Origin of the sequence: Natronorubrum sediminis, assembly GCF_900108095.1 — an archaeon.
Lineage (GTDB): Archaea > Halobacteriota > Halobacteria > Halobacteriales > Natrialbaceae > Natronorubrum > Natronorubrum sediminis.
On the sequence record NZ_FNWL01000002.1, the window covers coordinates 846,498 to 872,825 of the forward strand.

The window sequence follows — 26,328 nt, forward strand, 5'->3', positions numbered from 1 at the left end:
GTTCTGTGTCGACTCGAGAACTGTTAGTTTCTTTAGTGTATCGAATACCAATTCTGCGTTCGTCAGTTCGATTCATCGACTCGGGAGGTCGAATACAAATACAGTTAGAACGTCCGCGAGACGGTCGGCGTTTCGACGACGCGAATCGCGACCGGGTACTCCCAGTGGTCGCCACGGATCGCCGTGATCGCTGCGACGACACAGAACAGGAGGTTGCCACCGAGGACGACCACCGCGAGGACGGAACTCCAGAGCACAGGAGTCGAATCGCCGGTGACGACCGTGAGGGCGACGAGCGCCGCCGCGAGGTATCCGACGATGCCGACGGTCAGTTGCCAGTTGAGGGCGTCTTTTGCGTGTTCGCTGACGTACTCGCTTCGCGAGAGCCACATGACGATCAGCGGCCCGACGATCCACGTCACGAGCGCGAGAAGGTGCGTCATCGCCGCGATCGAACGCGTTAGCGTCGTACTCGAGGTCGTGTGCCGTGTCGGTGTCGTCGTGGACGTCGCTGTCATTCGTCCGTGATCCTCACACCCACGTGTTTTGATTCTGTCGGAAATACTGATAACTCGAGATCAGACGTCACTGCAGACTGAGGAACTACGGGCACGCACAGTGGAAAAACAACGAGGTGACGGCCGCGATGCGCTCGAGGCCACGACGACTCGGCCAGCAAACGCTGCGTACAGTTAGGACGCGTTCGGCGCGACGGCGTCCATCGTCTCGGAGATCTGGTCTTCGTCTGCACCGCGCGGGAAACTCACGGCGACGGCGTCGATTCCGTCGACGGCTTCGTAGCGCTCGAGTTGCTCGCGCACGGTTTCAGGACTCCCCGCTGCACAGAGGTCGTCGAGCAGGTCGTCGCCGAGTAACTCGAGGGCGCGCTCGCGTTCGCCCGCCTGCCAGGCGTCGTGGATGTCGACGGCCTCGTCGTAGCCCTGGCGCTCGAGGGCGTCTCGGTAGAACGTTCCCATTCCGCCGACGTAGAAGGCGACGTGCTGGCGGGTGAGTTCGCGGGCCTGTTCGGCGTCGTCTAGGGCACAGCAGGTGACGCCGGCGGTGACGTGCACGTCGTCGGGATCGCGGTCGCCCAGTTTCGCGCCCCGTTCGATGTCCTCGATTCGCTCTGCGGTCCCCTCGGGCGTGAGCATGATGCCGTGCCAGCCGTCGGCGAACCGGCCGGCGAGTTCGACGGCTTTGGGACCCATTCCGGTGACTTCGATCGGCGGGGCGGGGTCCGGCGCCTCACAGCGCAGGCGAAAGCCCGACAGTTGGAACTCGTCGCCGTCGTAGTCGACCGGTTCGCCGGAGAGCACCTCTCGGACGATGTCGACGGTTTCGCGGGTTCGACGGAGCGGATTGCCGTACTCGACACCGTGCCAGTTTTCGATGACGACGGGGCCACTCGGACCGAGTCCGAGTCGGAATCTCCCGTCTGAAGCCTCCTGTAAGGTCGCCGCAGTCTGACCCAACAGCGCCGGCGTACGCGAATAGGTGTTGAGGATGCTCGGGCCGATGTCGATCGTCTCGGTTCGCTCGGCCATCGCGGTTAGGACGGTAACGGCGTCTCGTCCCCACGTTTCGGGAAGCCACGCACAGTCGTATCCGCCATCCTCTGCGCGCTGGGTGTATTCGACGATCGAGTCGACCGTCGGCTGAGCGGCCACGGGCAAGTGGACATCTCTGTCAGTCATCATCACTCACAGATGAGCCGCCCCCTTTTGGCTGTATGGGAATTGCCGACGACAGAATTGGAGTTGTCTCGCCTCGAGTCAGCCGAGCGAGACCCACCCGCTCCGTGGCTCAGACGTCGCGCTCTTCGCTGATCTGTGGGACGCCCTGGACGGTAATCGTCTCGCCGACGATGTACGACGAGGCGGGGCTCGCGAGGAACTGCGTGACGTCGGCGACTTCCTCGACGGTGCCGATTCGGCGAGCGACCTCCTCGCGGTCGATGTTGTCGGCGGAGACACCCATCTGACTCTCGACGCCGGGCGTCGCGACGAAACCGGGGGCGATACAGTTGACGCGGACGTCGTCGTCGGCCCACTCGTAGGAGAGCGTCGTCGTCATGTTAACGACCCCCGCCTTGGACGCGCCGTAGGGACTCATCAGGGGCGAACCGCGCTGGCCGGCGACGCTCGCGAAGTTGATGACCGAGCCGCCCTCGTCTTTGAGGTGTTCCGCCGCCGCGTGCGTGCAGTTGTACGTTCCGTTGAGGTTGATGTCGACGATGGTCTTCCAGCCGTTCTCGGAAATGTCGTCGAAGTCGGCCATGAACGACGCACCGGCGTTGTTGACCAGAATGTCGATGCCGCCGAACTCCTCGACGGTCGTCTCGACGAGCGCGTCGACAGCCTCGCGCTCGGTCACGTCACACTCGAGTGCCAGCGCCGTTCCGGGGCGTTCGCTCTCGTTGATCGCCTCGGCGACGGGGTCGACGTTCTCCTGTTCGCGCGAACAGACGACGACGTCGACGCCGTCGGCAGCGAAGCGTTCGGCGATTCCCTTCCCGATTCCGCTCGAAGAACCGGTGATAATGGCGACGTCGCCGTCGACGCTGAACTGTGCGGTACTCACGCGTGGTCACCCGCGAACTGCAGCCAGTTTGTTACCATTGTTAGATGCGGCCGAGTATATGGAGACACTGTTAATAAAGATGGGCATCACTACCGAAGAGCGTAGGATTAAGTGAGTGGCAATCGCTGGCACAGACGCACGGACGGCGACGGGCTCGCGCCGACTCTCGGCGTCGACGATCCGTCGCCGAGGGATCCATGACAGACGATAATCCATCAGAGACCCCACAGTACGGACCGAAGCGCCAACAGGATGTCTACCGGAAGGGAATGCTCGAGGCTCGGACCCCCGAGTTCCCGGTCGCCTACGAAGACCTCGTCGAGCGCGCCCGCGAGGAACTGAGCGACGAGGCGTTCGCCTACGTCGCCGGGGGCGCGGGATCGGAGTCGACGGTGCGGGCCAACGACCGGGCGTTCGACGAGTGGCAGATCGTTCCCCGAATGATGCGCGACGTCTCGAGTCGCGACCTCTCGGTCGAACTCTTCGGGCGCGAGTATCCCGCTCCGGTCATGCTCGCGCCCATCGGCGTGCAGGGAATCCTCCACGACGAGGCCGAACTCGCCGTCGCCCGCGCGGCGAGCGAGTTCGAGATCCCGATGATCCTGAGCTCCGTCTCCTCTTTCACGTTCGAGGAGGTGGCGGACGAACTCGGCGACAGTCCGGGCTGGTTCCAGCTCTACTGGAGTTCCGACCGGTCGGTTGCGGCCAGCTTCCTCGAGCGAGCCGAAGCGGCGGGCTACGAGGCCGTCGTCGCCACGCTCGACACGCCGAAGATGGGGTGGCGCGAGCGCGACATCGAACTCGGCTACCTCCCCTTCCTGCAGGGCCTGGGACTGAAGAACTACTTCGAAGATCCCGCCTTTCGCGACCGACTCGAGGCCGACGATCCGTGGGCCGACCCGGAGGCGTCCATCGAGTCCTGGAGCGAGTGTTTCGGCGACGCCTCGCTCACCTGGGACGACCTCGAGTGGCTGGACGAACAGACGGACCTCCCGGTCCTCGTCAAAGGCCTCCTCCATCCCGAGGACGCCCGCGAGGCCGTCGAGCGCGGCGTCGACGGCCTGATCGTCTCGAACCACGGCGGCCGACAGGTCGACGGAGCGATTCCCGCGCTCGATGCGCTTCCGGACGTGGTCGACGCCGTCGAGGACGCGACCGACGACGGCGAGGACGTCCCCGTCCTGTTCGACAGCGGCATTCGTCGGGGGAGTGACGTCTTCCAAGCCGTCGCGCTCGGTGCCGACGCGGTGTTGCTCGGTCGACCCTACGCGCTGGGGCTCGGTATCGGCGGCGAGGACGGCGTTCGAGCGGTCCTCGAGAACCTGCTGGCTGACGTCGACCTGACGGTCGGCCTCTCGGGCTGTGCGAGCGTCGACGAGGTCGATCGCTCGAAGGTACGGAGGGCAGAGCGATGAGTGGCGACGGATTCGCCGACGACGGCGACAGCAGCGGCGCATCCGGCACTGACGCGACCGAGTGGGACGCCGTCTTCTGGGACATCGGCGGCGTCATCCTCGACCTCGAGTCCGTCCAGGGCGCACACGCCGCGTTCGTCGCGGAACTCGTCGAAGAACACGACCTCGAGATGGTGGTCGAGGACGCCGTCGACGCGTGGCGGACGGCCGTCGGAAATCAGTTCCGCGAGCGCGAGGGGACCGAGTTTCAGTCGGCCCGCGAGGCCTACGCGACGGGCGTCGACGCCCTCGTCGACGAGGATATCCCGCGCGAGCGCTGGGAACCCGCGTTCGACGAGCACGTCGCGTCCTCGATCGAACCGATTCCGGGCGCTGTCGAGACGATTCACGAACTCGCTCGACGCGACGTCCACGTCGGGGTTCTGAGCGACGTCGACGACGACGCCGGCAAGCAAATGCTCGAGCGCTTCGGCGTTCGCGAGTCGTTCGACTCGATCACGACCTCCGAGGAGGTCGGCCGGACGAAACCCGATCCCGCGATGTTCGAGACGGCACTCGAGAAGGCCGGAGCGGTTCCGGAACGGTCGCTCATGATCGGTGATCGCTACGATCACGACGTGAAAGGGGCCGCCGACGTTGGCATCAACGGGATCGCGTTCGGTGCCGAAGACGGGCCGGCCGTCTCCTATCGGATCGACGACCTCACTGCGGTCCTCGAGATCGTCGAGGATACTGAGCCGGGCGTCTAACATCGAGAACGACGGGACGGACAGCTACCGTCGAGGCCGACGGGCCGAGCATCTACGGAACGCGTCGTCACTCCCGAGGTCGGTACCGGCTGCGGAGGTGAGTGCCCGTACGGCCGATACCCAAACGCTTTTTGGGATATTTTGCGACGAACGAACTAATATGGGGGCAAACAGCGACGACCCGCCCGTCGACACCGAGGAGGCGATCATGCGGGCGACCTATCGAGCGCTGTGCAATCACGGCTACGCCAACCTGACGATGCAGGCCATCGCCGACGAGTTCGACAAGACGAAAGGGGTCTTACACTACCACTACGACACCAAACAGGATCTGCTCGTCTCGTTTCTCGAGTACCTACTCTCGGCGTTTCAAGAGAACATCGCCGTCGACGGCGCGGATCCGGCGGAACGACTCGAGGCGCTGATCGAGACGCTGCTGTTCGGGCCGCCAGAACGCGGCAGATTCGACCACTGGGAACTCACGACGGCGATGCTCGAGATTCGCTCGGAAGCGCCACACAACGAGGAGTTCCGCCGCCAATTGAGCCGAAACCACGAAACCGTCAAAGCGACCGTCGTCGCCATCGTCGAAGCGGGAATCGAACAGGGAATCTTTCGCGACGTCGATCCGGAGCAGGTCGCGACGCTGTTGCTCGCGAGCATCAACGGCGCGCGGATCTACCAGGTTACCCTCGAGCGAGACGACGTCGCGGAAGTGACGCGCTCGAGTCTCGACGCGATTCTCGAACACTGGCTCTACTGTCCGGACGAACTCGATTCCGGGTCCAAAGCGGACGGAAACGCCGGCGAGGATTAACGGAGAGCGTCGGTGTACTCGGATTCTCAGTCGGCATGATCCGACGCTGAGCCCGGCGCGCACGAATCATCGCGGAGGTCGACTCGTGGCATGTACTGTCCAGTCTCTCGGTGGACGCCCGCGAGGAGGATCACACTCGCGAGGAGTGGGAGGACGGCGCAGACGACGTAGATCGGCAGGAAGCCGAACTGTTCGACGAGCGGGAGCGAGACGATCGGACCGAGTCCGCCGCCGATGTCGCCAAGGACGTTGTTCGTTCCGACAGCCCGTCCCATTCGCTCGTCGGGCGTGAGGTCGGCGAGGAGCGCCATGAGCGGACCACTCGTTCCACCCTGTCCGGCACCGATGAGGAGACAGGCGACCGTCAACGTCACGATCGAGTCGGCCAGCGCGAGCATGATGAAGCCGACGAACGTCGTCCCGAGGAAAAACAGGAGCGTCGGAACCCGCGACTCGGTCCGGTCGCTAACGTGGCCGCCAACGAACATGAACAGGCCCGCAGCGACGACCGTGATCGCCATAAAGATCCCCGACGAGCCCTGCGCGTCGAACCCGAACACGCCGAGATTGTTGTGGTCCAAAAAGAGCACGAGCGTCGCGAACAACGCGCCGATGTAGGCGAACAAGACGGCGAAGTTCACGAAGCCAACCGTCAGCGAGGGAAGGGTGGTATCGATGTCCGTCAGCGAAACCGATCGATGACCGTCCCCGCTGACGTGGGTCTCAGGAATCGTGACGTAGGCGATCACGCTCGCTACCACCGCGAAGAGCGTCGCGACGGCGAACGCCGTGACCGTCGTCGACACTTCGCTGATGACGCCGCCGATGACAACACCGCTCGGGAATCCAAAGAGCACGCCACCGCGAATGAGGCCCATGCTCGCGCCTCGAGAGTCGTCCTCGCTGACGTCCGCGGCGATCGTGTACGCCGTTGCGAAGACGGCCGCGCTCCCGACGCCCCAGATGATCCGAGACCCGAGGAACCAGCCTTCGGGAACGTCCGGAACGAACCACATCGAGGGGTGGGCCGCGATCATCGCGACGACGTACCCGAACGTCGCACCGGCCTGGATAATCATCCCGACGACGAACGGCGTTCGGGTGCCGATTCGGTCGACGAGTACGCCCGCGGGGGCGTTCGCGAACAGCCTCGAGAACCGATTCGCACTCAGGATGATCCCGACGAGCAGCGGTGAGATTCCCAGAACCTGGCCCAGGTTCGGGAGGATGGGAAAGATCACGCCGCCGCCGAAGCCAACGAAGAACGTACTCAGGATAACTGCGCCGACTACCACGGCTTGGCTCGGGTTCTCAGCACTCATCGTCTCACGCCAGCGCTGAGAGAGGCCACCACTCGAACTCACGGCGTCACCTCCTGACCGCCTGCAGAATGGAATCTGATTTCGATCGTCCGGATTTCTCGTGTGAACAGCCTGTAGAACGCACAGCAGTCATCGCTCGAAACTCACTCACTATCTGACTAACCAGTTAGTCAGACTTGCGTAAAAACGTTTGGAAACGAGTCAGCAGCCGTGTGACTGAATGTATACCGTGGCAGGGTCAGCGGCGGTGGAAGGTGGATTACTCCGAACCGAGCGAAAGGTTGGGTTTGTCGGTCGCCGGACACACCCATATTCCGGACCAAAACTGCCTGAGACCACGTATTTCGACGATCACGGACCGTGTGACTAGCTAACTACAACCCCACATACGATGTAAAATAGTAGGCGAGCCACAACTATCTTCGTTAAGGAAAGGAGTAATAGTCCTGTACAACATCGTGTCGACCAACGACCAACGTTCGAGAACCGATGGCGACGACCATCCCGCCTCGAGCGTCGGTTTCGAAACCCATCCATGAGCGAAAACTACTACGAACGCCTCGTCGACGAGGATGCACTCGCCGCGCACTTAGCGGAGCACCTCGGTGAGGCAGACGAATACGACGTCGAACGGCACCAGGAAGGACACTCGAACGAGACGCTCTTCGTGACGTGGGGCGACCGCGAGTTGGTCATCCGACGTCCGCCGCCGGGTGAAACGGCCGATACGGCCCACGACGTGATCCGCGAGTATCGCGTCATGGCCGCGGTCGCGGAAACAGACGTCCCGGTCCCGACGCCGGTTCTCAGCTGTGAAGACCACGATATCATCGGCAGCGATTTCTACGTCATGGAGCGCCTCGAGGGTGACGTGCTCCGGGAGGGCGAACCCGAGCGCTTCGCCGCCCCTGACTACCGCGAGCGAATCGGCGAGGAACTCGTCGACACACTGGCGAAGATCCACCGACTCGACTACGAGGAAATCGGCCTCGGCGAGTTCGGCCGCCCGGAAGGCTACACGCAGCGACAGGTCGACCGCTGGGGGAAACAGCTTTCGTGGGCGTTCGACGTCACCGAAGACGAGCGCGAGGTCCCAGACCTTCACGAGGTTGGCGACTGGCTCCGTGACAACGTCCCCGACGACCACCCCCACACGCTCGTTCACGGCGACTACAAACTCGACAACGTCATGTTCGCCCCCGCCACGCCTCCCGAACTCAATGCTGTCTTCGACTGGGAGATGGCCACCCTCGGCGATCCGCAGGCCGATCTGGGGTGGATGCTCTCTTACTGGCGCGACGAGAAGGACCCCGAGCCATCGATTCCCGAACTGACGACCCGATTCATGGAACGCGAGGGGTACTCGAGTCGTGTCGACCTCGTCGACCGCTGGGAGGAACTTACCGGCCTCGAGTTCGAGCACGAACGATTCTACCGGACGCTCGCCGTCTACAAACTCGCGGGCCTCGGCGAGATGTTCTTCCGGCGCTACCTCGAGGGCAACAGCGACAATCCGATGTACCCGAAGATGGAAGAGCGCGTCCCGGCACTCGCCGCGCGCGCGAAGCGGATTATCGAGGGAGAGGAACCGCTGTAATCGGAAGAAACAACTTTCGTCTTCGCCCGAGAAGTATCATCCATGAGTGACGATCCGGCGACTCGAATCCGTGAGAACATCACGGAGATCACCTCGATGGTCGTCACGGCCCTGTGGCTAGGGTTGATGTTCGCGGGAGTCGGCGGAAACCTATGGCTCGTCGTCCTCCTCGTCGGTTACGTCGCCGTCGTCCCGCTGGTCGCGCTGTTGTTCGGCGACGAAGCGGACAAAGCGGAGTGGTGGGACGGCTGGTGGGGAAGCGAGTCCAGGGACGAGCGGGAACGCGAGGAATCGGACTCGAGCGACGCACCCGAAGCGGCGGATCGTCACACCGCGCTCGAAACGACGCCGAAACAGGACAACCGCGAAGCCCTCGAGACCCTCCGGACCCGATACGCCGCCGGCGAGTTGACCGACGAGCAGTTCGAACGCAAACTCGAGCGCTTACTCGAGACGGAGACGCTCGAGGACGTCGAGCAGTGGCGAGGATCGACGACAGAGCCACCCGATCGAACGGGAGCAGGCGACCGTGATGAGGGTACTACCCAGGATCGAGATTTCGAGTACGAAACCTGAACGGACGAGACTCGAGAATGCGAGCGTCGGTCGCTCTGTGATACGTCATCGAGTGAGATCCGAGAGTACTCCGAAGGCCCGCAGCCCCTTCACTCCACTCGGCCCTATATCGCATCCACAACGCAGGCCTGCCCTCCCTCGTTCGCGCGAGCGAAGCGAGTGCGGGAACGGCCCAGCTACTCTGTGGCAGCGTGTGCGTGTCTGTGTGTAGATTTGCCACACTCGAGGGGCGTATCGAATCCACGCGGGGGTAGCGGAGAGCGCGAGAGGACACTCCGACACGCTTATTCGCCGACAGCCCCGAAAACGGGGTAGTGAGTACCGACACGCCCGAACCGACCGAGACCGAAGCGTTCGAACGGGTCTGTGAAACGCTCGTCGAGCGAATCCTCGCGGGCAATCTCGAGCGCGACGAAGTCGAGAAGGCCAAACTCGAGGCCTGTTCGGAGTTCTCGGCACCGAAAGTGCCCAAAAACTCCGAGATTCTCGACTACGCGCCACAGGAGCGACGCGAAGAACTCGAAGCCGTGCTCCAGCGCAAGCCGGTTCGAACGGCCTCGGGTGTCTCCCCAGTCGCGATCATGACCTCCCCCGAGCGCTGTCCCCACGGAAAGTGTCTCTACTGCCCCGGCGGACCGGATTCGGAGTTTTCCTCCTCCCAGAGCTACACGGGCAACGAACCCGCCGCCGCTCGCGGCGTCCAGAACGACTACGATCCCTACGGCCAGGTGACGCTGCGACTCGAGCAACTGCGCGAGATCGGCCACCCCATCGACAAGGTCGAACTTATCCTGATGGGCGGGACGATGACCGCCCGGAGCCACGACTATCAAGAGTGGTTCGTCAAGCGCGCGCTCGAGGCGATGAACGACTACGATGTCGACAAGGAACCCGAGCCAGCGGAGGGTGTGAGCTTCGCCGAGGACCCCGAGGAGTACGAGTGGACGTATCTCGAGGACGTCATCGCCGAAAACGAGACGAACGAGATCCGAAACATCGGGACGACCTTCGAGACGAAACCCGACTGGTGCGATCCCGAACAGATCGACCGAATGCTCGATCTCGGCGGGACGAAAGTCGAGGTCGGCGTCCAGACCACCTTCGAGCGGATCAACCGCGAGATGCACCGCGGCCACGGCGCGCAGGCGTCGATCGACGCCAACCGGCGACTGCGGGATTCGGCGTTCAAAGTCGGCTTCCACATGATGCCCGGCCAGCCCGGCATGTCCAAAGAGATGTGTCTCGAGGACTTCCGGCGCATTTTCGAGGAAGAGCAGTGGAAGCCGGACTACCTAAAGATCTATCCGACGCTGATCGTCCGTGGTACGGCGACCTACGACTGGTGGCACAAGGGCAAGTACGACCCGCTCGAAAACGAGGAAGCCGCCGAGTTGGTCGCCGAGATCAAGGACATGATTCCGCGCTATACGCGACTCCAACGCGTTCAGCGAGACATTCCCGCGGACTTCATCGACGCCGGCGTCTGGAAGTCGAACCTCCGACAGCTCGCGCGACAGAAGATGGATGGCCACGACTGGAACTGCGAGTGCATCCGCTGTCGCGAGGTCGGGATGAACGACGCCGAACCCGACGAAATCGACCTCGACGTCATGACCTACGACGCCAGTGGTGGCACGGAACACTTCATCTCGTTCGAGGACTTCGAGCAGGACCTCCTGATCGGCTTTTGCCGGCTCCGGTTCCCGAATACACCCGTCCGCCCGGAACTCGAGAACGCGGCGTTAGTGCGTGAACTCCACGTGTACGGCAGCGAGGTCACCATGGGCGACGAGGGCGAGACCGACCAGCACCAGCACAAGGGATACGGTCGACGCCTGATGGAACGCGCCGAGGAACTGGCCGCCGACGCCGGCTACGATAAGCTGAGCGTGATCTCGGGAATCGGGGCTCGAGAGTACTACCGGAACAAACTCGGCTATCATCAGGACGGCCCGTACGTGAGCAAGCGACTGTGAACCGGTTGTAGGCCGTTTGGGCGATCCTGCTTCAGATGTGGACCCAGTGGGCTGTACAGTTCTGCCAGTCGCTATTTGTCGGCTAGCATGGGTGTCAAAATCAACCACCATGTCGACAGAATCTTGTGGCTGAGCCAGTACATTCAGCTATGGAACTGACGCGGCGAAAACTGTGCGCCTCGGGGTCGGCGCTCGCAGCGGTCGGACTCGCTGGCTGTTTCGATCTCGGTGGCTCGAGCGATATCGACGACTGGGAGTGGTCTGGCTCGCTTCCCGTCGATTCGGTTGTCCAGCATCACGATCCGAACTGTGGCTGTTGTGCGGAGTACGTCGAATACCTCGAGGACAACGGGTTCGAGGTCCAACTCGAGGAAACGGAGGATCCTGGGGCAGTCAAGCAGGAGTTAGGCGTTCCCAGCGATGCCGAGAGCTGTCACACCGTCGAGTTCGGCGACTACGTCGTCGAAGGGCACGTCCCACTCGAGGCGGTCGAAGAAGCGTACGAAGACGATGACGACGACATCGAGGGTATCGCCGCACCGGGAATGCCCGAGTACTCGCCCGGAATGGGGCCACGTGGTGACGATCCGTTGACGATTCATGCCTTCGATGACTCGGGTGACGTCTACGAGTACACCGAAGTCTAACGACCGGTCACCCTCCCGTCAGCGGCGGAAACTCTTTCGTCAATTACCGAAGTTTATATCCTCTGGGAGCCGACGAACGAACAGTCAGTACGAATAGTAAACGCTTAACATTGCTAAAGCGGTGTCGGTGGTATTAAGACGGTGCCGGTAGACCTCCCGTCCATGTCACTGGACAGCATCGACCGCGTCGCCGTCCTAGGCGCGGGCAACATGGGGCACGGAATTACCGAAGTGACCGCGATGGCCGGCTACGACGTCACGATGCGCGACATCAAAGACGAGTTCGTCGACGACGGCTACGAGTCGATTGCCTGGAGCCTCGAGAAACTCGAGGAGAAGGAACTGATCGACGAGTCCGCCGACGACGTCCTCTCGCGCATCGACACGACGACCGACCTCGAGACGGCCGTCTCCGACGCCGACCTCGTGATCGAGGCCGCACCGGAGAACCTCGACTTGAAACACGACATCTTCACCGACTTAGAGGAGTTCTGTGACGGGGATACGCTGCTCGCGACGAACACCTCGAGTCTGCCGATTTCGGACATCGCGGAGGTCGTCGACACCTCCGAACGCGTCCTCGGCTTGCACTTTTTCAACCCGCCGGTCAAGATGGACCTCGTCGAGGTCATCTACGGCAACGACACGAGCGACGAGGCGGCCGAAGCGGGCTACGAGTGGGTCGAATCGATCGCCAAGACGCCGATTTACGTCCGCAAGGACGTTCGCGGCTTCGTCGTCAACACTATCGTCGGCCCATTCGGCGGCGAACCGGCGTTCATGGTCTCGGAAGGCGAAGCCGACATTCGACAGGCCGACGCCACGATGTCCCACGAGCGGGGCTACCCGATGGGGCCGTTCGAACTCGCCGACCTGACCGGCATCGACGTCGGCTACCACGTCCGCAAGGAGGGTGGCTCGCCCATTCCGTCGATCACCGAGGAGAAAGTCGAGGCCGAAGAACTCGGCCAGAAAACCGGAAAAGGATTCTACGACTACGAAGACGGCGACGGCGCGGACTACCAGCCCGACGACGCGGGCGGCTTCGACTGGCTGCGCGTCGAAGCACGCATGATCAACCGCGCGGCGTTCCTCGTCGGCGAGGACGTCGCCAAACCCGAAGAAGTTGACACCGGCGTCCAACTCGGTCTCGGCTTCCCCGAAGGGATCTGCCGACGCGCCGACAAGATCGGGCTCGACGAAGTCCTCGAGAAACTCGAGACCCTCTACGAGGAGACCGGCTCCGATCGATTCGAGCCACACCCCTACCTCGAAGAACTCGTCGAGGACGGGAAGACCGGCGAGGACGCCGGCGAAGGCTTCTATGAGTACGACGCCGACGACGGTGGCTTCGACTCCTATCACAACATCAACGTCGAACTCGCAGACGGTGTCCTGGAGGTCGAACTCGATCGACCGTCGCGCATGAACGCACTCTCGGAGGACCTCCTCTCCGAAGTCGACGACCTGTTCTCGAGCGTCGACACAGACGAGGTTCGCTGTGCGACGATCGAAGGCGCAGGCGACCGCGCCTTTTCGGCCGGTGCCGACGTCAGCGGGTTCTCGAGTGCGAACCCGACGGACCTGATGGATGTCTCCCAGGCCTTCGAGACGGTCAACGAGTTCCCACGGCCCGTCCTCGCCAAGATCGATGGCTTCTGTCTCGGCGGCGGCCTCGAACTCGCGTTAGCCTGTGACCTTCGCGTCGCGACCGACCGCTCCGAGTTCGGTGCACCCGAGATCAACCTCGGATTGATTCCCGGCGCCGGTGGGACGCAGCGACTCACGCGCATCCTCGGCGAGACGCGTGCGAAGGAACTGGTCTTCCGTGGCACCCACATCGACGCCGAGCGCGCCGAGGAGTGGGGCCTGATCAACCGCGCCGTCGACCGCGAGGCGTTCGACGACACCGTCGAGGAGTTCGTCTCCGACCTCGCCGGCGGCCCGCCGATCGCACTCAAGATCGCCAAACAGGTCATGAACGAGGGCCAGGACGCCAGTATCGACGCCGCACTCGCGATGGAGAGTCAAGGCTTTGGCCTGCTCACGAGCACGGAAGACGTTCTCGAAGGGACGATGGCGTTCGCCGAAGACCGAGAACCCGAGTTCGAAGGGAAGTAACACATGACCACACTGGACGACGCGACCGGTTGGCCCGAGTGGCGATCGTTCGTCGAGCGCCACGGTTACCTCTCGTGGCTCGATATCGACGCGGAGCACCTCGCTGACGGTCGTGCAGTCCTGACGATCGAACGCGACGAAGACTTCGAGAACCCGGTCGGAAACGACGGCTACGACCCGGTCCACGGCGGCATCGTCGCGACGTTGATCGACACCTCGAGTGCGTTCGCGCTCCGGACGACGTTCGATAAACCGAACGAGACGCACCTGACGACGACGGATCTCAACGTCTCGTACCTTCGCCCGGCAACGGGGACGTTGCGCGCCGACGCGGAAGTCGTTCGTGTCGGTGGGTCGACAGGCGTGACGCAGGTTTCCGTTAGCGGTGCCGACGGAGAAGCGGCCGTCGGACGCACGACGTATCGGCTGTTTCGACCGAACGGCGAGACGGACTCGTAGGCGAGTCGCTTTACTCGCCGCGTAAGTCTTTGTAGATTTGCGGATCAGTCTGGAACTTCAACACGTTGTGGACCGACGAGTTTCGGATGTTCGCGATGACGTCCCCGTGTTCTTTGTAGCAGTCGTGGATCCACTTCGAGACCTCCTGTCGGCCACGAAACATCATGACCGTCTTCCACTGGTACTCGCCGTCAGAGAGGAAGAAAAACAGCGTGTGCTTATCGCTCTCGATGTACTCCATCGCATCTCGCCAGCCCTCGGCGAAGTGTTCGGTGTTGAACTTGAACTCGAAGAGCGCGAAGGTGTAGTACTCTTCGTTCGGGATGATCGCCTCCCGAAACACGCCTTCGTCACGCATCCGACGAATCGATTCGCTGACGGTGACGTGTGAGACGTCGATATCGTACTCCTCTTTGAGGACGGACGTCAACTCCCTCGAGGAGAGTTGGGGGTCGTCCGAGAGTTCACAGAGGATAGCAATGTCACGGTCCTTGAAGTCCCAATTCGGTGGTTCAGTATCTGTCATAGTGGGTATAGTTTTCGCGTTCGAAGTGCGTCGTATGCCCGTGGGAAGTCGGGTCGGAAACTCCGGTCACGTCGTACTCAGGTGAGAACGGCAAGCATCTGCCGATACTCCGACACTGAGTGGCGCTGTTTCGCAGTCCCCGCGACAACGTACTCCCCGTTTCGTTTCCAAGATAAAGGTTGTTTGGGAGAACGCTACCGCTGTTAAGCGGACAAACGGATCGCGCCTAGACACGGTGACTGAAATAGAACGGCCTCGGCGGCGATCAGAAGACGTGGCGAACTACCGATATGTCGACTATTCGTCACTCGAGCCGGTCGCAATGTCGGGCAACGACTGTTCGCCGATTTCCTCGAGTACGTGGTCGTGAAACGCCTGCAACGCGGCGCTCTCGTCTTCTGCCAGGACGACGTCACTCGCCGACAGCGTCGCCAGACCGAACGCCCGAGGTGAGGGTGAATCGAAGAGGTGGCGCTCGACGGAGAGGTCTCCGGACTCGAGCGCAGCGACGACCGACTCGATCATTTCCACGTCGAGTTTGTCTTCGAGGATTTCACGGTAGGTCTCTTCGATGACGGCGAAGTTCTCGAGGTCTGTCGCGAAACCGAGGAGCATCTCACTCGAGACTTGTTGTTCGCTAGCCGATTTCTCGTAGCCCTTGTACCGTTTGAGGATCATCAGCGCACGCGTCGCGTTGATGCGGAAGTATCGCTGGAGGAGGTCGGTGTCAGCGAGCGACGCTCGCAGATCCTCGCGAACGGCATCGGCCGCGAGGTCGTCGATGATGCCCTCGATGTCGACTTTCCGGTTGAGCGGCATCGAGAGGACGAAGCCGTTGTCGGCGACGGCGACGCGAACGTTGGCGGTCGCCTCCTGTGCACAGCGGTAGGCGAGCAGGCGCGAGAAGCCGTCGTTGAACTGCCTGCCGTACAGCGAGTGGACGTAGTAGTGGCGCTCGTACTCATCACGGTCGCGGACGACTTCGATAGCGAGGCGCTCGCTCGTGCTAATGCTTTCAGGTCCGGCGTATCTGAGTTGGTGTTCGAAGAGTCGGGCGAGCGCGCGGACGCTGTCGTCGTCGAGAGGGAGGTCGCGAAGCCACGCGCGGACTCGAGGGGGCCCACCGTCCCCGTAGTGCTCGAGCAGGGTCTCCTGGAAGGTGAGCATCTTCCGGCCGAGGTCGGGCGAGAGCGGCAGTCGTTCGGAGAACCAGGAGGGGACGGTCGGTCGCGCGCTCGTGTGGTCGACGTACACCTTCGAGCCGCGTCGGTACCGGTACTCGAAGTGGTCGCCGCCGAGGACGAAGACGTCGCCTTTCTCGAGCGTATCGAGGTAGTTCTCGTCGAGTTGGCCGACCCATTCGTCGCCGGCGCGGGTGAACACCTCGCAGGTGAACGAGTCCGGAATGGTGCCGATGTTGGTCATGTAGATGACGCGCGCTAATCGGCCTCGCTTACCGATCAGCGTCTCGCCGACGGGATACTTTTCGTAGTGGTGTTCGCCGTCGGGTGGATCGTTCTCGTCGCGCCAAATTTTTGCGTAGACGTTGCGATCCTCGAGACCGCCGTATTCGGCGGTGAGGTACCTGACGAGGGACTGCCACTTTTCGTCGTCGTAGTTTCGATACGGGTACGCGCGCCGTAGAATCGACTTGACTTCGGTTTCGGGACGGATCTCGGCGATAGCCATCCCGTAGACGTGCTGGGCGGCGACGTCGTGTGCGTTCTCGGGGATCGACACCGAGTCGACGAATCCCGCCTCGGCCGTCTGGAGCATTACCGCACACTCGAGGAGTTCGTCCCGGTCGAGGGCGATCACCCGGCCGGTCACGGTCTGGCCGACGCGGTGGCCTGCACGACCGACGCGCTGGAGCAACGAGGCGACCGATTTGGGCGAACCGACCTGCACGACGAGGTCGACGTGGGGCATGTCGATTCCCAACTCGAGGCTCGTCGAGGTCGTCACCACGTCGAGTTCGCCCGTTTTGAGTCGCGCTTCGACGTCCTGTCTGACCTCCTTCGAGAGACTACCGTGGTGACAGCCGGAGTTCGCTTCGTCGTAGTCGGAGAAGGTCTCGCGGAGATTGTGCAGGACTCGTTCGGCACCGGATCGGGTGTTCGTGAAAACGATCGTGTTCGTGTGTTCTTGAATGTGCTCGTGGAGCAGTCGGTAGAATCGCTCCTGGACCACCTCTCGGGACGTGTTGATCAGGTCGTCCGTCGGACACTCGAGTTCCACGTCGAACTCGCGCGCAAAGCGGGCGTCGACGATCTCGTAGGGACGGTGAACGGGACCGTCTCCGTCAGCAGTAGCTTCGTCAGCAGTATCACTGTCACCCTCGCCATCACCGTTACCGACTCGCGGGTCGTCACAACCGACCAGAAATTCCGCGACCTCCGAGAGCGGGTCGATAGTTGCCGAGCACCCGATTCGAGTGATCTCGTCGTCGGCCAGTGCCTCGAGTCGCTCGAGGCTCACCGAAAGGTGGGTTCCACGTTTCCCCGACGCCAGCGCGTGGATCTCGTCGACGATGACGTACTCGATAGTGCGGAGTTTCTCGCGGAATTTCGGCGAGTTGAGGAGAATCGCGAGCGTCTCGGGTGTCGTGTTGAGGATGTGTGGCGTCTCCTCGAGCATCTGCTGGCGTTCGTAAGACGTCGTGTCACCGTGGCGAATCGCGTGGCGAATCTCGCCCATCTCCGCGTCGTCGTCTCGTCCCTCGATGATCGACTCGATTCCCTCGAGAGGAACCTCGAGATTTCGGTGGATATCGTTCGCGAGGGATTTGAGCGGCGAGACGTACAGACAGTAGACGGAGTTCTCGAGGCCGTCAGCAGACTCTCTGTCCCGCCGGTACAGTTCGTCGATGATCGAACAGAAACTGGCCAGCGTCTTCCCGCTGCCAGTTGGCGCACAGATCAAGGTGTTGGTCCCGTCGTGAATCTTCGGAATCGCCCCTCGTTGGGGCGGCGTGAAGAAGCCGTCATTTTCGGGGACGAACTCCCCGAACTCCTCGAGCCACCACTCTTGGACCGCTGGCTCGAGGCGATCGAAGACGTCGTGGTCCTCGATGACGACATCGTCGGGGTCGAAAGGGAGGGCGTCGTCACCGACCGGCAACTCGCGGCCGTCGGTTCGACTCATTGTCCTCGTCTCGGGGGGCGGCGTGTAAGAGGGTTTGCCCACCGTAGTGAAAGTGATGGCGCGAGGATCGCGTGCGCAAGAGGGTCGAACGAACTGCGGCGGTCGGCGTCTACCGGTGGCCGAGCGTACACCCGGCCCGCGTCCTTCCGTCGCAACTGCCGTCTCGAGTCCGGTGTGAGTCGCACTTCAGAGCAACGCAGCGACGATGGCGATCACCAGAAACGCGTGCCAGACGACCGCCGCGACCTTGACCTGCGCGGACGTGACCGGACTCGGTGGATTCCGAAACATCGCCTCGTAGACGAACACCGTCGCTACGACGGAGCCGCCGGCGACACCCGTCGAGATCGCGACGGACGTTACGACACCGATCGCGACCCCGAGGGCCAGACTGCCCGCGATGGCCAACAGGAGCTTGTCGTAGTACTCGAGCGAGGCCATGTGAGTAGCTACGGGCTCGATATCGAAAACACCTCGTATACCTCTCGAAACCAGGGACACTGCTGCGTGCGTGATCGTTCAAAACGACGTGACGACTTCGACGCCCCGAGTTTCGTAGTCCGTCATCGCCGCGAGTCGCTCGGAGACCTCTTCGAGGGCGACGCGGCGAGTGACCAGCCGTTCGGGCTCAAGGATGCTCGCGTCGATCATCCGAAGGAGTTCGTCGTAGCGCGAGGGCGGCATTCCCCGGGACCCGACGATAGTAACGTCCCAGCGCGTCACGTCGTCGATTGGTAGGGATACCTCACCTCGCTCAGCAGCCGTCGTCAACCCGATCTGGACGTGCGTGCCTCGGATCCGAAGACACTCGAGGCTGTTTCGACACGTCTCGGCACGCCCGAGTGCATCGACGGAGACGTGTGCCCCGTGTGCTGTGCTCTCTTCGATTGCAGCCGGAACCGAAGCCGGCCCATCCGTGGCTCCGTCCTCGAGTGCCGACGCGTCGATCGTTTCCGCCGCGCCGAGGTCACTCGCCATCGACAGTGGTTCCTCGCGAACATCAACGGCGATCACCCGCGCGCCGAGCGCGCTCGCAATTTGGACGCCGGCCAATCCGAGGCCGCCACAGCCGTGGACGGCCACCCAGTCCCCCGCGTCGATATCGGCCCGGTGAGCGAGCGCGTGAAACGCCGTCACGTACCGACACCCTAGGGCCGCGACGGCCTCCGCGGAGACACCATCCGGCAGCGTCACGACGTTGAAATCGGCGTGTGGAACGTGGATCTGCTCCGCGAATGCACCGGGGGCGCTCGATTCGAATCCGAGCGCATAGCCGTCCTCGCAAACGTTTCCGTGGCCGTTTCGACACTGGTAGCACGATCCCTCGCCGAGGTTGAACGGAACGGCAACGCGCTCGCCGACCTCGAGCGTGTTGACTCGCGCTCCGACTCGCGCGACGCGTCCGGCGGGTTCGTGGCCCAGAATCTGGCCGATCGGGACCTGGTCGTCGGCCCACTCGCCGTGGCCCTGCCAGGCGTGCCAGTCGCTTCGACAGATGCCACAGGCCTCGACGTCGACGATCACGCCGTGGGGGTCTAGCTCCGGTTCGGCGACCGACTCGATGGACAGGTGCTCACCGTAGGCCTCGAGTACTGCTGCTCGCATACCGTCTGTGAGGAGTGGCGGGGTGGTAATAGCTCTGGAGCAAGAGTGCTTGAGCGCCCCCCGAACTCGCGGTCGAAGCAGCTAGCCTTATCGGAGCGGCCGTCCGAAAGGCCAGTATGCGCGTCACCTTTCTCGGAAGCGGCAGTGCGATGCCGACGGGCGAACGGTTTCAGACTGGCATTCTCGTCCAGGAAGACGGAAGAACCCTTCTCGTCGACTGTGGCTCCGGTGTGCTTCATCGACTCCAGCAATCCGGCGTCGGCTACGAGAGCGTCTCGAGCGTCCTCCTGACACACCACCACCTGGATCACGTCGCGGATCTGCTCCCGCTCATGAAAGCTCGCTGGCTGGCCGGCGAAGAACACCTCGAGGTCGTCGGCCCGCAGGGAACGAAATCGTTGCTCGACGACCTCCTGAACGTCCACGAGTACATGCAAGGCAAACTTGATTTGCAGGTACGGGAGATCGTTCCCGGCGAGTTTTCGGTCGCCGGGTTCGACGTCTCGGCGTACGAAACCCGCCACTCGCTGCCGTGTCTGGCCTACCGCTTTGGCGATCTGTTCACATTCAGCGGCGACACCGAAGCGTTCTCCGGGCTCGCGAACTTCGCCGAAGGATCGGCGATCCTCGCACACGACTGTTCGTTCCCCGACGACGTCGACGTCTCGAACCACCCGACGCCGGAGACGCTCGGCAAAGCTCTGGCTGGCCGCGAAATCGGTCGCGTCTACCTGACACACCTCTACCCGCACACGGACGGTCGCCACGACGAGATGCTCGAGTCGATTGGTGCCCACTACGACGGCGACGTCCGCTTCGCATCGGATCTCAAAACGATCTCTATCGACTGACAGTTGGTCACGTTCGGTCAGCGAACCGTTCACACGTCTCAGTCGAAACAGGAAGCAGGCGACTCGTTTGACTAAAATAGCACGAACAGTCGGTTTTGAATCGTATTTCAGCAAAACCAGGGAGTGATACCATCACGACCCCTACCTATGGTAATTAAACACACCCTGATGCAGAGATCCGAACAAGTTTATAGCGGTAGTTTGTAGGATCATAACAACAAAATGGTTCCCTGTATTCAGCTGACGTGTTTCACAGAGGTGGGTGGATGAGTCTCCCCAACCGGATTGCGGATATCGTCACCGGACACTCCAAGATCGTTATCGTCGCACTGCTTCTCGTGACGACGCTCGCGGGTGCCGGGATGCCGATGGTCGACGACGATTCGTCGCTCGATCAATTCGAGAGCGAATCCGACGAAGCGGAGGCACTCGAGGACATCAACGACAACTTCGTCGTCGAAGATGACGACGAGAATACGACGTCGGTGCAGTTGATCGCCAAAGGTGACAACGTCATTGCACAGGAGTCGTTGATCAGTTCTCTCGAGTTCCAACAGGACATTCACGATAACGAGTCGATCAACGACACGCTCGTCGACGACGACCCCATCATGGGTGTCGAAAACTTAGTCGCAATCTCCGTCATCTCCGACGAGATGATCGACGATCTCGAGGACCAGGCTGACGACCTCGAGGAACGCCAAGACGAACTCGAGGAGGAAGGCGACGAACTCGAGGAGATGGGTGACGAACTCGAGGAAGACGCTGAAGACCTCGAGTCACGCGCTGACAGCCTCGAGAGCGATTCTGCTTCGCTCGAAGAGGATCAAGCAGAACTCGAAGAGAACACTGAAACACTGAACACTACGCTTGGAAATATAGCAGATCTGCAAGCGGATCAGACAGTAGCGGAGCAAACTGGAGTCGGTGATCCACAAGAACAAGAAGAACTGATTGAAGAAAATCAATCAACTGCTATTGACGACGCTAATCTCGATGAGAATCAACAAGGCCTGTTCACCTCCTCAGTAGAGGACGTTCGCAATATTGTCGATAACCAGACGGAGTTGGAACTCACATACCAAGGAGTTGAGGAGGTTACTGACGACGAGCAATATCAAGCAATCCTCACTGATTCATTAACTGAAATTGAAGGACTTCAGGAAGAGTATGAAAATGCAGAGTCAGATGAGGAGCGTGACGAGATTCAAGATGATATTGATCAAATCTCAGAAGATGCCGTTCAAGACACCGATGTAAGCGAGGAAGAGTTTGAAGGTCTCAGCTCCAACATTCAAGAAACTCAATCTAACCTCGTCAACTTGCCTTCACTGGAACAAACATTTGAACAGGGAACTGCGGGAGTCTTCGCCGAAGAGTTCGAAGAACTCGAGAGCCAGGGTAGTTCGCTCGAGTCCAGAGGAGAGACGCTCGAGGAAGACGGCGACGAACTCGAGGAACGCGAAGAGGAACTCGAAGAGCGCGGTGACGAACTCGAGGAGCGCGGTGACGAACTCGAGGAGGACGCTGACGCCCTCGAGGATGACGCCGAAGCACTCGAGGACCTCGATCCAACGCTCGAAGAACAGATCGAGGCGCTCGAGGACCTCGATGACGAGGAGTACGAAGAGGCGATCGAGGAGGCGATGACGGAGGACGACGAGACGGACAGTGCGCCGGCATTGGACTTCATGTCGACGGATTACGAGCCGGGTGCACTCGAGGCGGATGCCCGGATGACGATGATCACCCAGGAGTCCGAAATGGGCGATATGATGGGTGGTGAGGATATGGACGGCAGCGGAGACGACGCCCTCGATAGCCAACTCGATCTGCGCGACCTCGCAGAGGACGACGAACAAGAGTACCTCGTCTTCGGTGGGGGCGTCCTGACGGACGAAATCGAGAACTCGATGGACGACAGTCTCGCGATCGTCGGCCCACTCGCCTTACTGTTCGTCGTCACGGCACTGGCAGTCGCCTACCGCGACCCGCTCGACATCGTGTTAGGTGTCGCCGGCATCATCGCGGTGTTAGTCTGGACGTTCGGCTTCATGGGCTGGGCCGGGATCGCGTTCAACCAGATGATGATTGCCGTCCCGGTCCTCCTGATCGGGCTCTCGATCGACTACGCGATACACGTCTTCATGCGCCATCGAGAGCAACGTGAAAAAGAAGGTGTAGACGATACGGTCCGCGGATCGATGACCATCGCGCTGGCAGGCGTCGGAGTCGCTCTCGTCTGGGTGACCGCAACCACCGCCATCGGCTTCCTCGCGAATCTCGTGAGCCCGATCGGCCCGATTCAGGAGTTCGGCGTCGTCAGTTCCGTCGGGATCCTCGCCGCCTTGATCGTCTTCGGCGGACTGATCCCCGCGCTCAAAGTCGAGATCGACTCGTTCCTCGAGTCCCGTGGGTGGAGCCGACGCAAGCGAGCGTTCGGGACCGGTGAGGGCCGATTCACCAACGTCTTGACGGTCGGTTCGACGGCAGCACGACGGATTCCGATCGTCATCATCGTTGCCGCCCTGTTGCTCACCGCTGGGGGCGTCTACGGCGCGAGTCAGGTCGACACCAGTTTCGAGGAAGAAGACTTCCTCGCTGAGAGTCCACCTGGCTGGACCGAGAACCTCCCCGGCGACATGGCTCCGAGTGAGTACCAGGCCGCTGACGACCTCGAGTTCGTCAACGAGAACTTCCAGCGCGAAGATAGCGAGGCCCAAATCTTAATTGAGGGTGATATAACCGACGACGACACCCTACAGGAGTTCGCCGACGCACAAGACGAGGCAGCCGAGAGTGATATCGTCTACACGCTGCCAAACGGCGATGCGGACGTCGAAGATCCGCTTACCGTAATGGAAGACGCAGCCGCTGAAGACGACGGTGAGGACGACTCGTTCGACTTCGACGATAACGACTCGGACAACGATTCCGACGAGAACGACTCGTTCAACGACTCGTTCACCGAAGCGGATACGACCGGTGACGGCGTCCCCGACGAAAACGTCGAGGAACTCTATGACGAACTGTTCGAAGAGCACGAAGAGGAAGCGAGCAACGTCATCCACCGAACCGACGACGGCGAGTACGAGGCCGCACAGCTAATCGTCGGCGTGCAGGGTGACGCCGGCTTCGACGAGACGACCGACGAGTTGCGAGCGATCGCGAGCACGATTGACGCCAGCGGAACGGGTGACGAGCGCAATCTCGACGCCGGTGATGGCGAATTGAACGCAATCGCAACGGGCGATCCGATCGTCAACCACATCGTCGAGCAAGACCTGCTCGACACGGTGCTTCAGAGCCTGCTGATCACGCTCGTGGCCGTCTTCGGGTTCCTGACGGCAGCCTACTGGCTCACCGGGAACAGCGCGACCCTCGGGACGGTAACCCTAATCCCGGTTGCGTTCGCGGTCAGCTGGATCCTCGGCACGATGTACCTGCTCGACATCCCGTTCAACGTGTTGACGGGGATGATCACCAGCCTCACGATCGGGCTCGGAGTCGCCTACAGCATCCACATCAGTGCTCGATACACGCTCGAGTTAGAGCGACAGGGCAACGCCTGGTCGGCGATGCACACGACCGTAAGCGGAACCGGCGGCGCGTTGCTCGGTAGCGCTGCGACGACGGTCGGTGGCTTCGGGACGCTCGCCTTCGCGATCTTCCCGGCGCTCCAGCAGTTCGGGATCATCACTGGGTTGACGATCACGTACTCGTTCCTCGCGAGCGTGATCGTGTTGCCGACCCTGTTGATCCTCTGGACGCGATACTTCGGCCCCGAAGTCTCGTTCGACACCGCCGGATCGACGTCACGAGCGCCGACTGCAAGCGACGGCGGAACGACGACCGATGAGGATACCGACACTGACACCGAAACTGAAACCGGAACCGGAACCGAAACCGGAACCGAAACCGAAACGGTTTCCACAGCCGATTCCGACGACCAACGAGGGACCAACGAGTGACGATCGACGAGAGCGAGGCCATCGACGCGTTCGAACGACTCGGACTCACGAGCTACGAATCCAAAGTGTTCATCGCACTTCACCAGCTCGGGTCTGGCACTGCACGCGACGTCGCTAACACTACCGACGTCCCTCGCTCACAGGTCTATAGCGTGGCCGAAAGCCTCGAGGAACGGGGCTTACTCGAGGTCCAACAATCGAGCCCGATTCGCTATCGACCGGTCAGCATCGAGGAAGCACAGGAGACGCTCCGAAACCGGTTCGAGCGCGAACAAGAGCGCGCGTTCGAGTACGTCGACTCGGTCAAACAGGAGCCGACGACCGAAGAAACCCAGGAGGATATCTGGACCGTCCGGAGTCGAGAGCGGATCAACAACCGGTCGGTCGATCTCCTCTCGCAGGCCGAAGAGCGGATCATCTTCGGGACGCGACTGCCGGGATTCGTCACCGATGCGATCGAAGAAACGATCCAAGAGCGGGCCGCGGCTGGCGTCTCGGTAATCGTAATCAGCCGAACCGACGAAGTACGGGAGATGTTCGAGGATACCGAGAGAATCACGACCACGTTGCCGCCGTCTCGGCGCGAGAGCGACGACCGTTCGGGCCGGATCGTCGTCATCGACGACAATAGTCTCCTGTTGAGCGTCGTCGACAACGACGGCAGCGAGACCGCGATCTGGAGCGCTGGCTCGCTGTTCGCCGATGTCCTGATTCAACTACTCGAGGCGAGCGACGACATCGAGTCGTCGTTCCCATAATCCGTCCGGACGAACTTTTCGACGGGTGAACGACTCACTCGAGTCGATATCGCAAGAGTGCCGCGATCCCGCCCAGATTCGATAGCTGCTGGCCGGGTGGAAACTCGCTCGAGAAGACGGTAACGTCGCCGCCTTTCTGTTCGGTCGTGCGGACGATCTCGTCGACGCTGATGGCCCACTCGCCGTCCGGCCCGCGTTCTTTTTGCAATCGGTCGTCGAGGACGAGCAGTCGCTCGATCGCGCCGAATTCGGCGGCTTGTTGGACCTGATCCGGTCCGTAAGCGGCCTTGGCCCCGTCGGCCATTCGCTGGGTGAGTTCGTCGATGTACTCGGCCTCGCTCTCGATGCGCGTCTCCTGTTGGACGTCAGCGACGGCACCGCGCTTGAGCACCTCGTGGACCCCGCGGTCGCCGACGGCCGCCGTATCGACCATCGTGATCTTCTCGGCGACCTCGTGGTGGTTGTCCTCGAGGTACTTCCGTGCGTCCTGCTTGGTGAAGCCGGGGCCGGCGAGGATAATCGCGTCGGCGTCCTGGCGCTTCAGGACATCGCCGAGTTCCGAGAACAGTTCCGAGCGTTCGCGGGCGTACTCGCCTTTGCCGGTCGGGCCGGTGATCGTCGCTCGCTCTTCGGTGCCGTACTGGGCGACCGTGTGGACGTGGGCCTGTCCTTCCTCGACGGTGGCGATGGCGACGTCGGGGTTCTCGGTCGCTTCCTCGGCCTCCTCGAGTCGGGCTTCCTGATCGGGTTTGAAGCGCTTCTCGATCGAAAGTTCCTCGCGCTCTTCGACGTTGAGCGTGTGGTGAAAGCCCAGTTGGTCCTCGCGCGAGCAGGCGACGATCTCGCCGCCGACGCGCAGTCGGTTGGCGAACTTGTGGAACTCGACGTCGTCGACAGCGATAGCCACCCACATGGGTTCGCGTTCGCCGCCCGTGTCGCGCATCTGCTCGTCGTTGCGCTGGATGCGCCGGGTCGTATCGCCTGCAACGCGGTCGCCGGGCTCTAAGACGTACTGCAGGTGCCAGAGATCGTCGACGCTCTCGGGGACGACCGTCACCCGCTCGCGCCCGCCTTCGACCTGCTCCCGGTCTTTAATCTGCATGGGCGGCGATTCGAGGAGGACGGGTAAGTGGGCTGCGATCCCTCGAGCGGGCGTCGACTGCGGTCGATTCCGCGACGAGTCGGGCACGCTCGAGCGTTCGTATCGGCCC

General features: G+C 61.9%; 21 protein-coding genes. 12 read left to right on the forward strand and 9 right to left on the reverse strand.

Features of this window, described 5'->3' with window-relative positions:
- Positions 1-104 precede the first annotated feature (104 nt).
- The 3 genes from BLW62_RS11415 to BLW62_RS11425 form a co-directional block, all read right to left on the reverse strand.
- A complete protein-coding gene (locus BLW62_RS11415; RefSeq protein WP_090507160.1) occupies positions 105-518 on the reverse strand; it encodes a DUF4870 domain-containing protein in 414 nt (137 codons plus the stop codon).
- A gap of 174 nt (positions 519-692) precedes the next feature.
- Entirely contained in the window at positions 693-1,697 is a 1,005-nt protein-coding gene (locus BLW62_RS11420) for a TIGR04024 family LLM class F420-dependent oxidoreductase (RefSeq protein ID WP_090507584.1), read from the reverse strand.
- A 109-nt stretch (positions 1,698-1,806) separates the two neighbouring features.
- Entirely contained in the window at positions 1,807-2,583 is a 777-nt protein-coding gene (locus BLW62_RS11425) for an SDR family NAD(P)-dependent oxidoreductase (protein ID WP_090507161.1), read from the reverse strand.
- A 197-nt stretch (positions 2,584-2,780) separates the two neighbouring features.
- Between BLW62_RS11425 and BLW62_RS11430 the strand changes: the two genes are divergently transcribed.
- From BLW62_RS11430 to BLW62_RS11440, 3 genes are all read left to right on the forward strand, one after another.
- Positions 2,781-3,998: a lactate 2-monooxygenase gene (locus tag BLW62_RS11430; RefSeq protein WP_090507162.1), complete on the forward strand. Its 1,218-nt coding sequence runs from the start codon at positions 2,781-2,783 to the stop codon at positions 3,996-3,998.
- Positions 3,995-4,747, forward strand: coding sequence for an HAD family hydrolase (locus BLW62_RS11435; protein WP_090507163.1), 753 nt, complete (start codon positions 3,995-3,997; stop codon positions 4,745-4,747). The genes BLW62_RS11430 and BLW62_RS11435 overlap by 4 nt, the downstream gene beginning before the upstream one ends.
- Positions 4,748-4,907: 160 nt before the next feature.
- Positions 4,908-5,564, forward strand: a complete 657-nt coding sequence (locus BLW62_RS11440) for a TetR/AcrR family transcriptional regulator (protein ID WP_090507164.1) — start codon at positions 4,908-4,910, stop codon at positions 5,562-5,564.
- 26 nt (positions 5,565-5,590) lie between these two features.
- On the opposite strand, the gene BLW62_RS11445 is transcribed toward BLW62_RS11440, so the two are convergent.
- Positions 5,591-6,886, reverse strand: coding sequence for an MFS transporter (locus BLW62_RS11445; protein ID WP_090507165.1), 1,296 nt, complete (start codon positions 6,884-6,886; stop codon positions 5,591-5,593).
- 535 nt (positions 6,887-7,421) lie between these two features.
- Between BLW62_RS11445 and BLW62_RS11450 the strand changes: the two genes are divergently transcribed.
- The 6 genes from BLW62_RS11450 to BLW62_RS11475 all read left to right on the forward strand — a co-directional run bounded on the left by BLW62_RS11450 (position 7,422) and on the right by BLW62_RS11475 (position 14,262).
- On the forward strand, positions 7,422-8,483 hold the full coding sequence (locus BLW62_RS11450) for a phosphotransferase family protein (protein ID WP_090507166.1): 1,062 nt from the start codon (positions 7,422-7,424) through the stop codon (positions 8,481-8,483).
- Positions 8,484-8,525: 42 nt separating this feature from the next.
- On the forward strand, positions 8,526-9,059 hold the full coding sequence (locus BLW62_RS11455) for an SHOCT domain-containing protein (protein WP_090507167.1): 534 nt from the start codon (positions 8,526-8,528) through the stop codon (positions 9,057-9,059).
- A gap of 314 nt (positions 9,060-9,373) precedes the next feature.
- The gene (locus tag BLW62_RS11460; protein ID WP_090507168.1) at positions 9,374-11,035 is read left to right on the forward strand and encodes a tRNA uridine(34) 5-carboxymethylaminomethyl modification radical SAM/GNAT enzyme Elp3; all 1,662 of its coding nucleotides are present in this window, start codon (positions 9,374-9,376) and stop codon (positions 11,033-11,035) included.
- 149 nt (positions 11,036-11,184) lie between these two features.
- Positions 11,185-11,682, forward strand: a complete 498-nt coding sequence (locus tag BLW62_RS11465) for a DUF411 domain-containing protein (protein WP_090507169.1) — start codon at positions 11,185-11,187, stop codon at positions 11,680-11,682.
- Positions 11,683-11,844: 162 nt separating this feature from the next.
- Positions 11,845-13,803, forward strand: coding sequence for a 3-hydroxyacyl-CoA dehydrogenase/enoyl-CoA hydratase family protein (locus BLW62_RS11470; protein WP_090507170.1), 1,959 nt, complete (start codon positions 11,845-11,847; stop codon positions 13,801-13,803).
- Between the two features lie 3 nt (positions 13,804-13,806).
- Positions 13,807-14,262, forward strand: a complete 456-nt coding sequence (locus BLW62_RS11475; protein ID WP_090507171.1) for a PaaI family thioesterase — start codon at positions 13,807-13,809, stop codon at positions 14,260-14,262.
- A 10-nt stretch (positions 14,263-14,272) separates the two neighbouring features.
- Here the strand turns inward: BLW62_RS11475 and BLW62_RS11480 are convergent, their stop codons facing one another.
- The 4 genes from BLW62_RS11480 to BLW62_RS11495 all read right to left on the reverse strand — a co-directional run bounded on the left by BLW62_RS11480 (position 14,273) and on the right by BLW62_RS11495 (position 19,537).
- Positions 14,273-14,788 (reverse strand): winged helix-turn-helix domain-containing protein, encoded by a 516-nt coding sequence (locus BLW62_RS11480; protein WP_090507172.1) that lies wholly within the window; start codon positions 14,786-14,788, stop codon positions 14,273-14,275.
- 297 nt (positions 14,789-15,085) lie between these two features.
- Positions 15,086-17,932 carry an ATP-dependent helicase gene (locus tag BLW62_RS11485; protein ID WP_090507173.1) on the reverse strand — a complete coding sequence of 949 codons (2,847 nt, stop codon included), beginning with the start codon at positions 17,930-17,932 and terminating at the stop codon, positions 15,086-15,088.
- 186 nt (positions 17,933-18,118) lie between these two features.
- Complete coding sequence (locus tag BLW62_RS11490; RefSeq protein WP_090507174.1) at positions 18,119-18,373, reverse strand: DUF8015 family protein; 255 nt, start codon at positions 18,371-18,373, stop codon at positions 18,119-18,121.
- A gap of 78 nt (positions 18,374-18,451) precedes the next feature.
- The gene (locus BLW62_RS11495) at positions 18,452-19,537 is read right to left on the reverse strand and encodes a zinc-dependent alcohol dehydrogenase family protein (protein WP_090507175.1); all 1,086 of its coding nucleotides are present in this window, start codon (positions 19,535-19,537) and stop codon (positions 18,452-18,454) included.
- A 116-nt stretch (positions 19,538-19,653) separates the two neighbouring features.
- On the opposite strand from BLW62_RS11495, the gene BLW62_RS11500 reads away from it, so the two are divergent.
- From BLW62_RS11500 to BLW62_RS11510, 3 genes are all read left to right on the forward strand, one after another.
- Positions 19,654-20,388 (forward strand): MBL fold metallo-hydrolase, encoded by a 735-nt coding sequence (locus tag BLW62_RS11500; RefSeq protein ID WP_090507176.1) that lies wholly within the window; start codon positions 19,654-19,656, stop codon positions 20,386-20,388.
- Positions 20,389-20,654: 266 nt separating this feature from the next.
- Positions 20,655-24,359 (forward strand): efflux RND transporter permease subunit, encoded by a 3,705-nt coding sequence (locus BLW62_RS11505; protein WP_090507177.1) that lies wholly within the window; start codon positions 20,655-20,657, stop codon positions 24,357-24,359.
- Complete coding sequence (locus BLW62_RS11510) at positions 24,356-25,117, forward strand: TrmB family transcriptional regulator (protein WP_090507178.1); 762 nt, start codon at positions 24,356-24,358, stop codon at positions 25,115-25,117. The genes BLW62_RS11505 and BLW62_RS11510 overlap by 4 nt, the downstream gene beginning before the upstream one ends.
- Before the next feature lie 34 nt (positions 25,118-25,151).
- On the opposite strand, the gene BLW62_RS11515 is transcribed toward BLW62_RS11510, so the two are convergent.
- Positions 25,152-26,219, reverse strand: a complete 1,068-nt coding sequence (locus BLW62_RS11515) for an mRNA surveillance protein pelota (protein ID WP_090507179.1) — start codon at positions 26,217-26,219, stop codon at positions 25,152-25,154.
- Positions 26,220-26,328: the final 109 nt, after the last annotated feature.

Coding starts and splice junctions, on each gene's coding strand:
- BLW62_RS11415 (WP_090507160.1), bottom strand. CDS start 518: ATGACAGCGACGTCCACGACGACACCGACACGGCACACGACCTCGAGT.
- BLW62_RS11420 (WP_090507584.1), bottom strand. CDS start 1,697: ATGACTGACAGAGATGTCCACTTGCCCGTGGCCGCTCAGCCGACGGTC.
- BLW62_RS11430 (WP_090507162.1), top strand. CDS start 2,781: ATGACAGACGATAATCCATCAGAGACCCCACAGTACGGACCGAAGCGC.
- BLW62_RS11435 (WP_090507163.1), top strand. CDS start 3,995: ATGAGTGGCGACGGATTCGCCGACGACGGCGACAGCAGCGGCGCATCC.
- BLW62_RS11440 (WP_090507164.1), top strand. CDS start 4,908: ATGGGGGCAAACAGCGACGACCCGCCCGTCGACACCGAGGAGGCGATC.
- BLW62_RS11445 (WP_090507165.1), bottom strand. CDS start 6,886: ATGAGTGCTGAGAACCCGAGCCAAGCCGTGGTAGTCGGCGCAGTTATC.
- BLW62_RS11450 (WP_090507166.1), top strand. CDS start 7,422: ATGAGCGAAAACTACTACGAACGCCTCGTCGACGAGGATGCACTCGCC.
- BLW62_RS11455 (WP_090507167.1), top strand. CDS start 8,526: ATGAGTGACGATCCGGCGACTCGAATCCGTGAGAACATCACGGAGATC.
- BLW62_RS11465 (WP_090507169.1), top strand. CDS start 11,185: ATGGAACTGACGCGGCGAAAACTGTGCGCCTCGGGGTCGGCGCTCGCA.
- BLW62_RS11470 (WP_090507170.1), top strand. CDS start 11,845: ATGTCACTGGACAGCATCGACCGCGTCGCCGTCCTAGGCGCGGGCAAC.
- BLW62_RS11475 (WP_090507171.1), top strand. CDS start 13,807: ATGACCACACTGGACGACGCGACCGGTTGGCCCGAGTGGCGATCGTTC.
- BLW62_RS11480 (WP_090507172.1), bottom strand. CDS start 14,788: ATGACAGATACTGAACCACCGAATTGGGACTTCAAGGACCGTGACATT.
- BLW62_RS11485 (WP_090507173.1), bottom strand. CDS start 17,932: ATGAGTCGAACCGACGGCCGCGAGTTGCCGGTCGGTGACGACGCCCTC.
- BLW62_RS11490 (WP_090507174.1), bottom strand. CDS start 18,373: ATGGCCTCGCTCGAGTACTACGACAAGCTCCTGTTGGCCATCGCGGGC.
- BLW62_RS11495 (WP_090507175.1), bottom strand. CDS start 19,537: ATGCGAGCAGCAGTACTCGAGGCCTACGGTGAGCACCTGTCCATCGAG.
- BLW62_RS11500 (WP_090507176.1), top strand. CDS start 19,654: ATGCGCGTCACCTTTCTCGGAAGCGGCAGTGCGATGCCGACGGGCGAA.
- BLW62_RS11505 (WP_090507177.1), top strand. CDS start 20,655: ATGAGTCTCCCCAACCGGATTGCGGATATCGTCACCGGACACTCCAAG.
- BLW62_RS11515 (WP_090507179.1), bottom strand. CDS start 26,219: ATGCAGATTAAAGACCGGGAGCAGGTCGAAGGCGGGCGCGAGCGGGTG.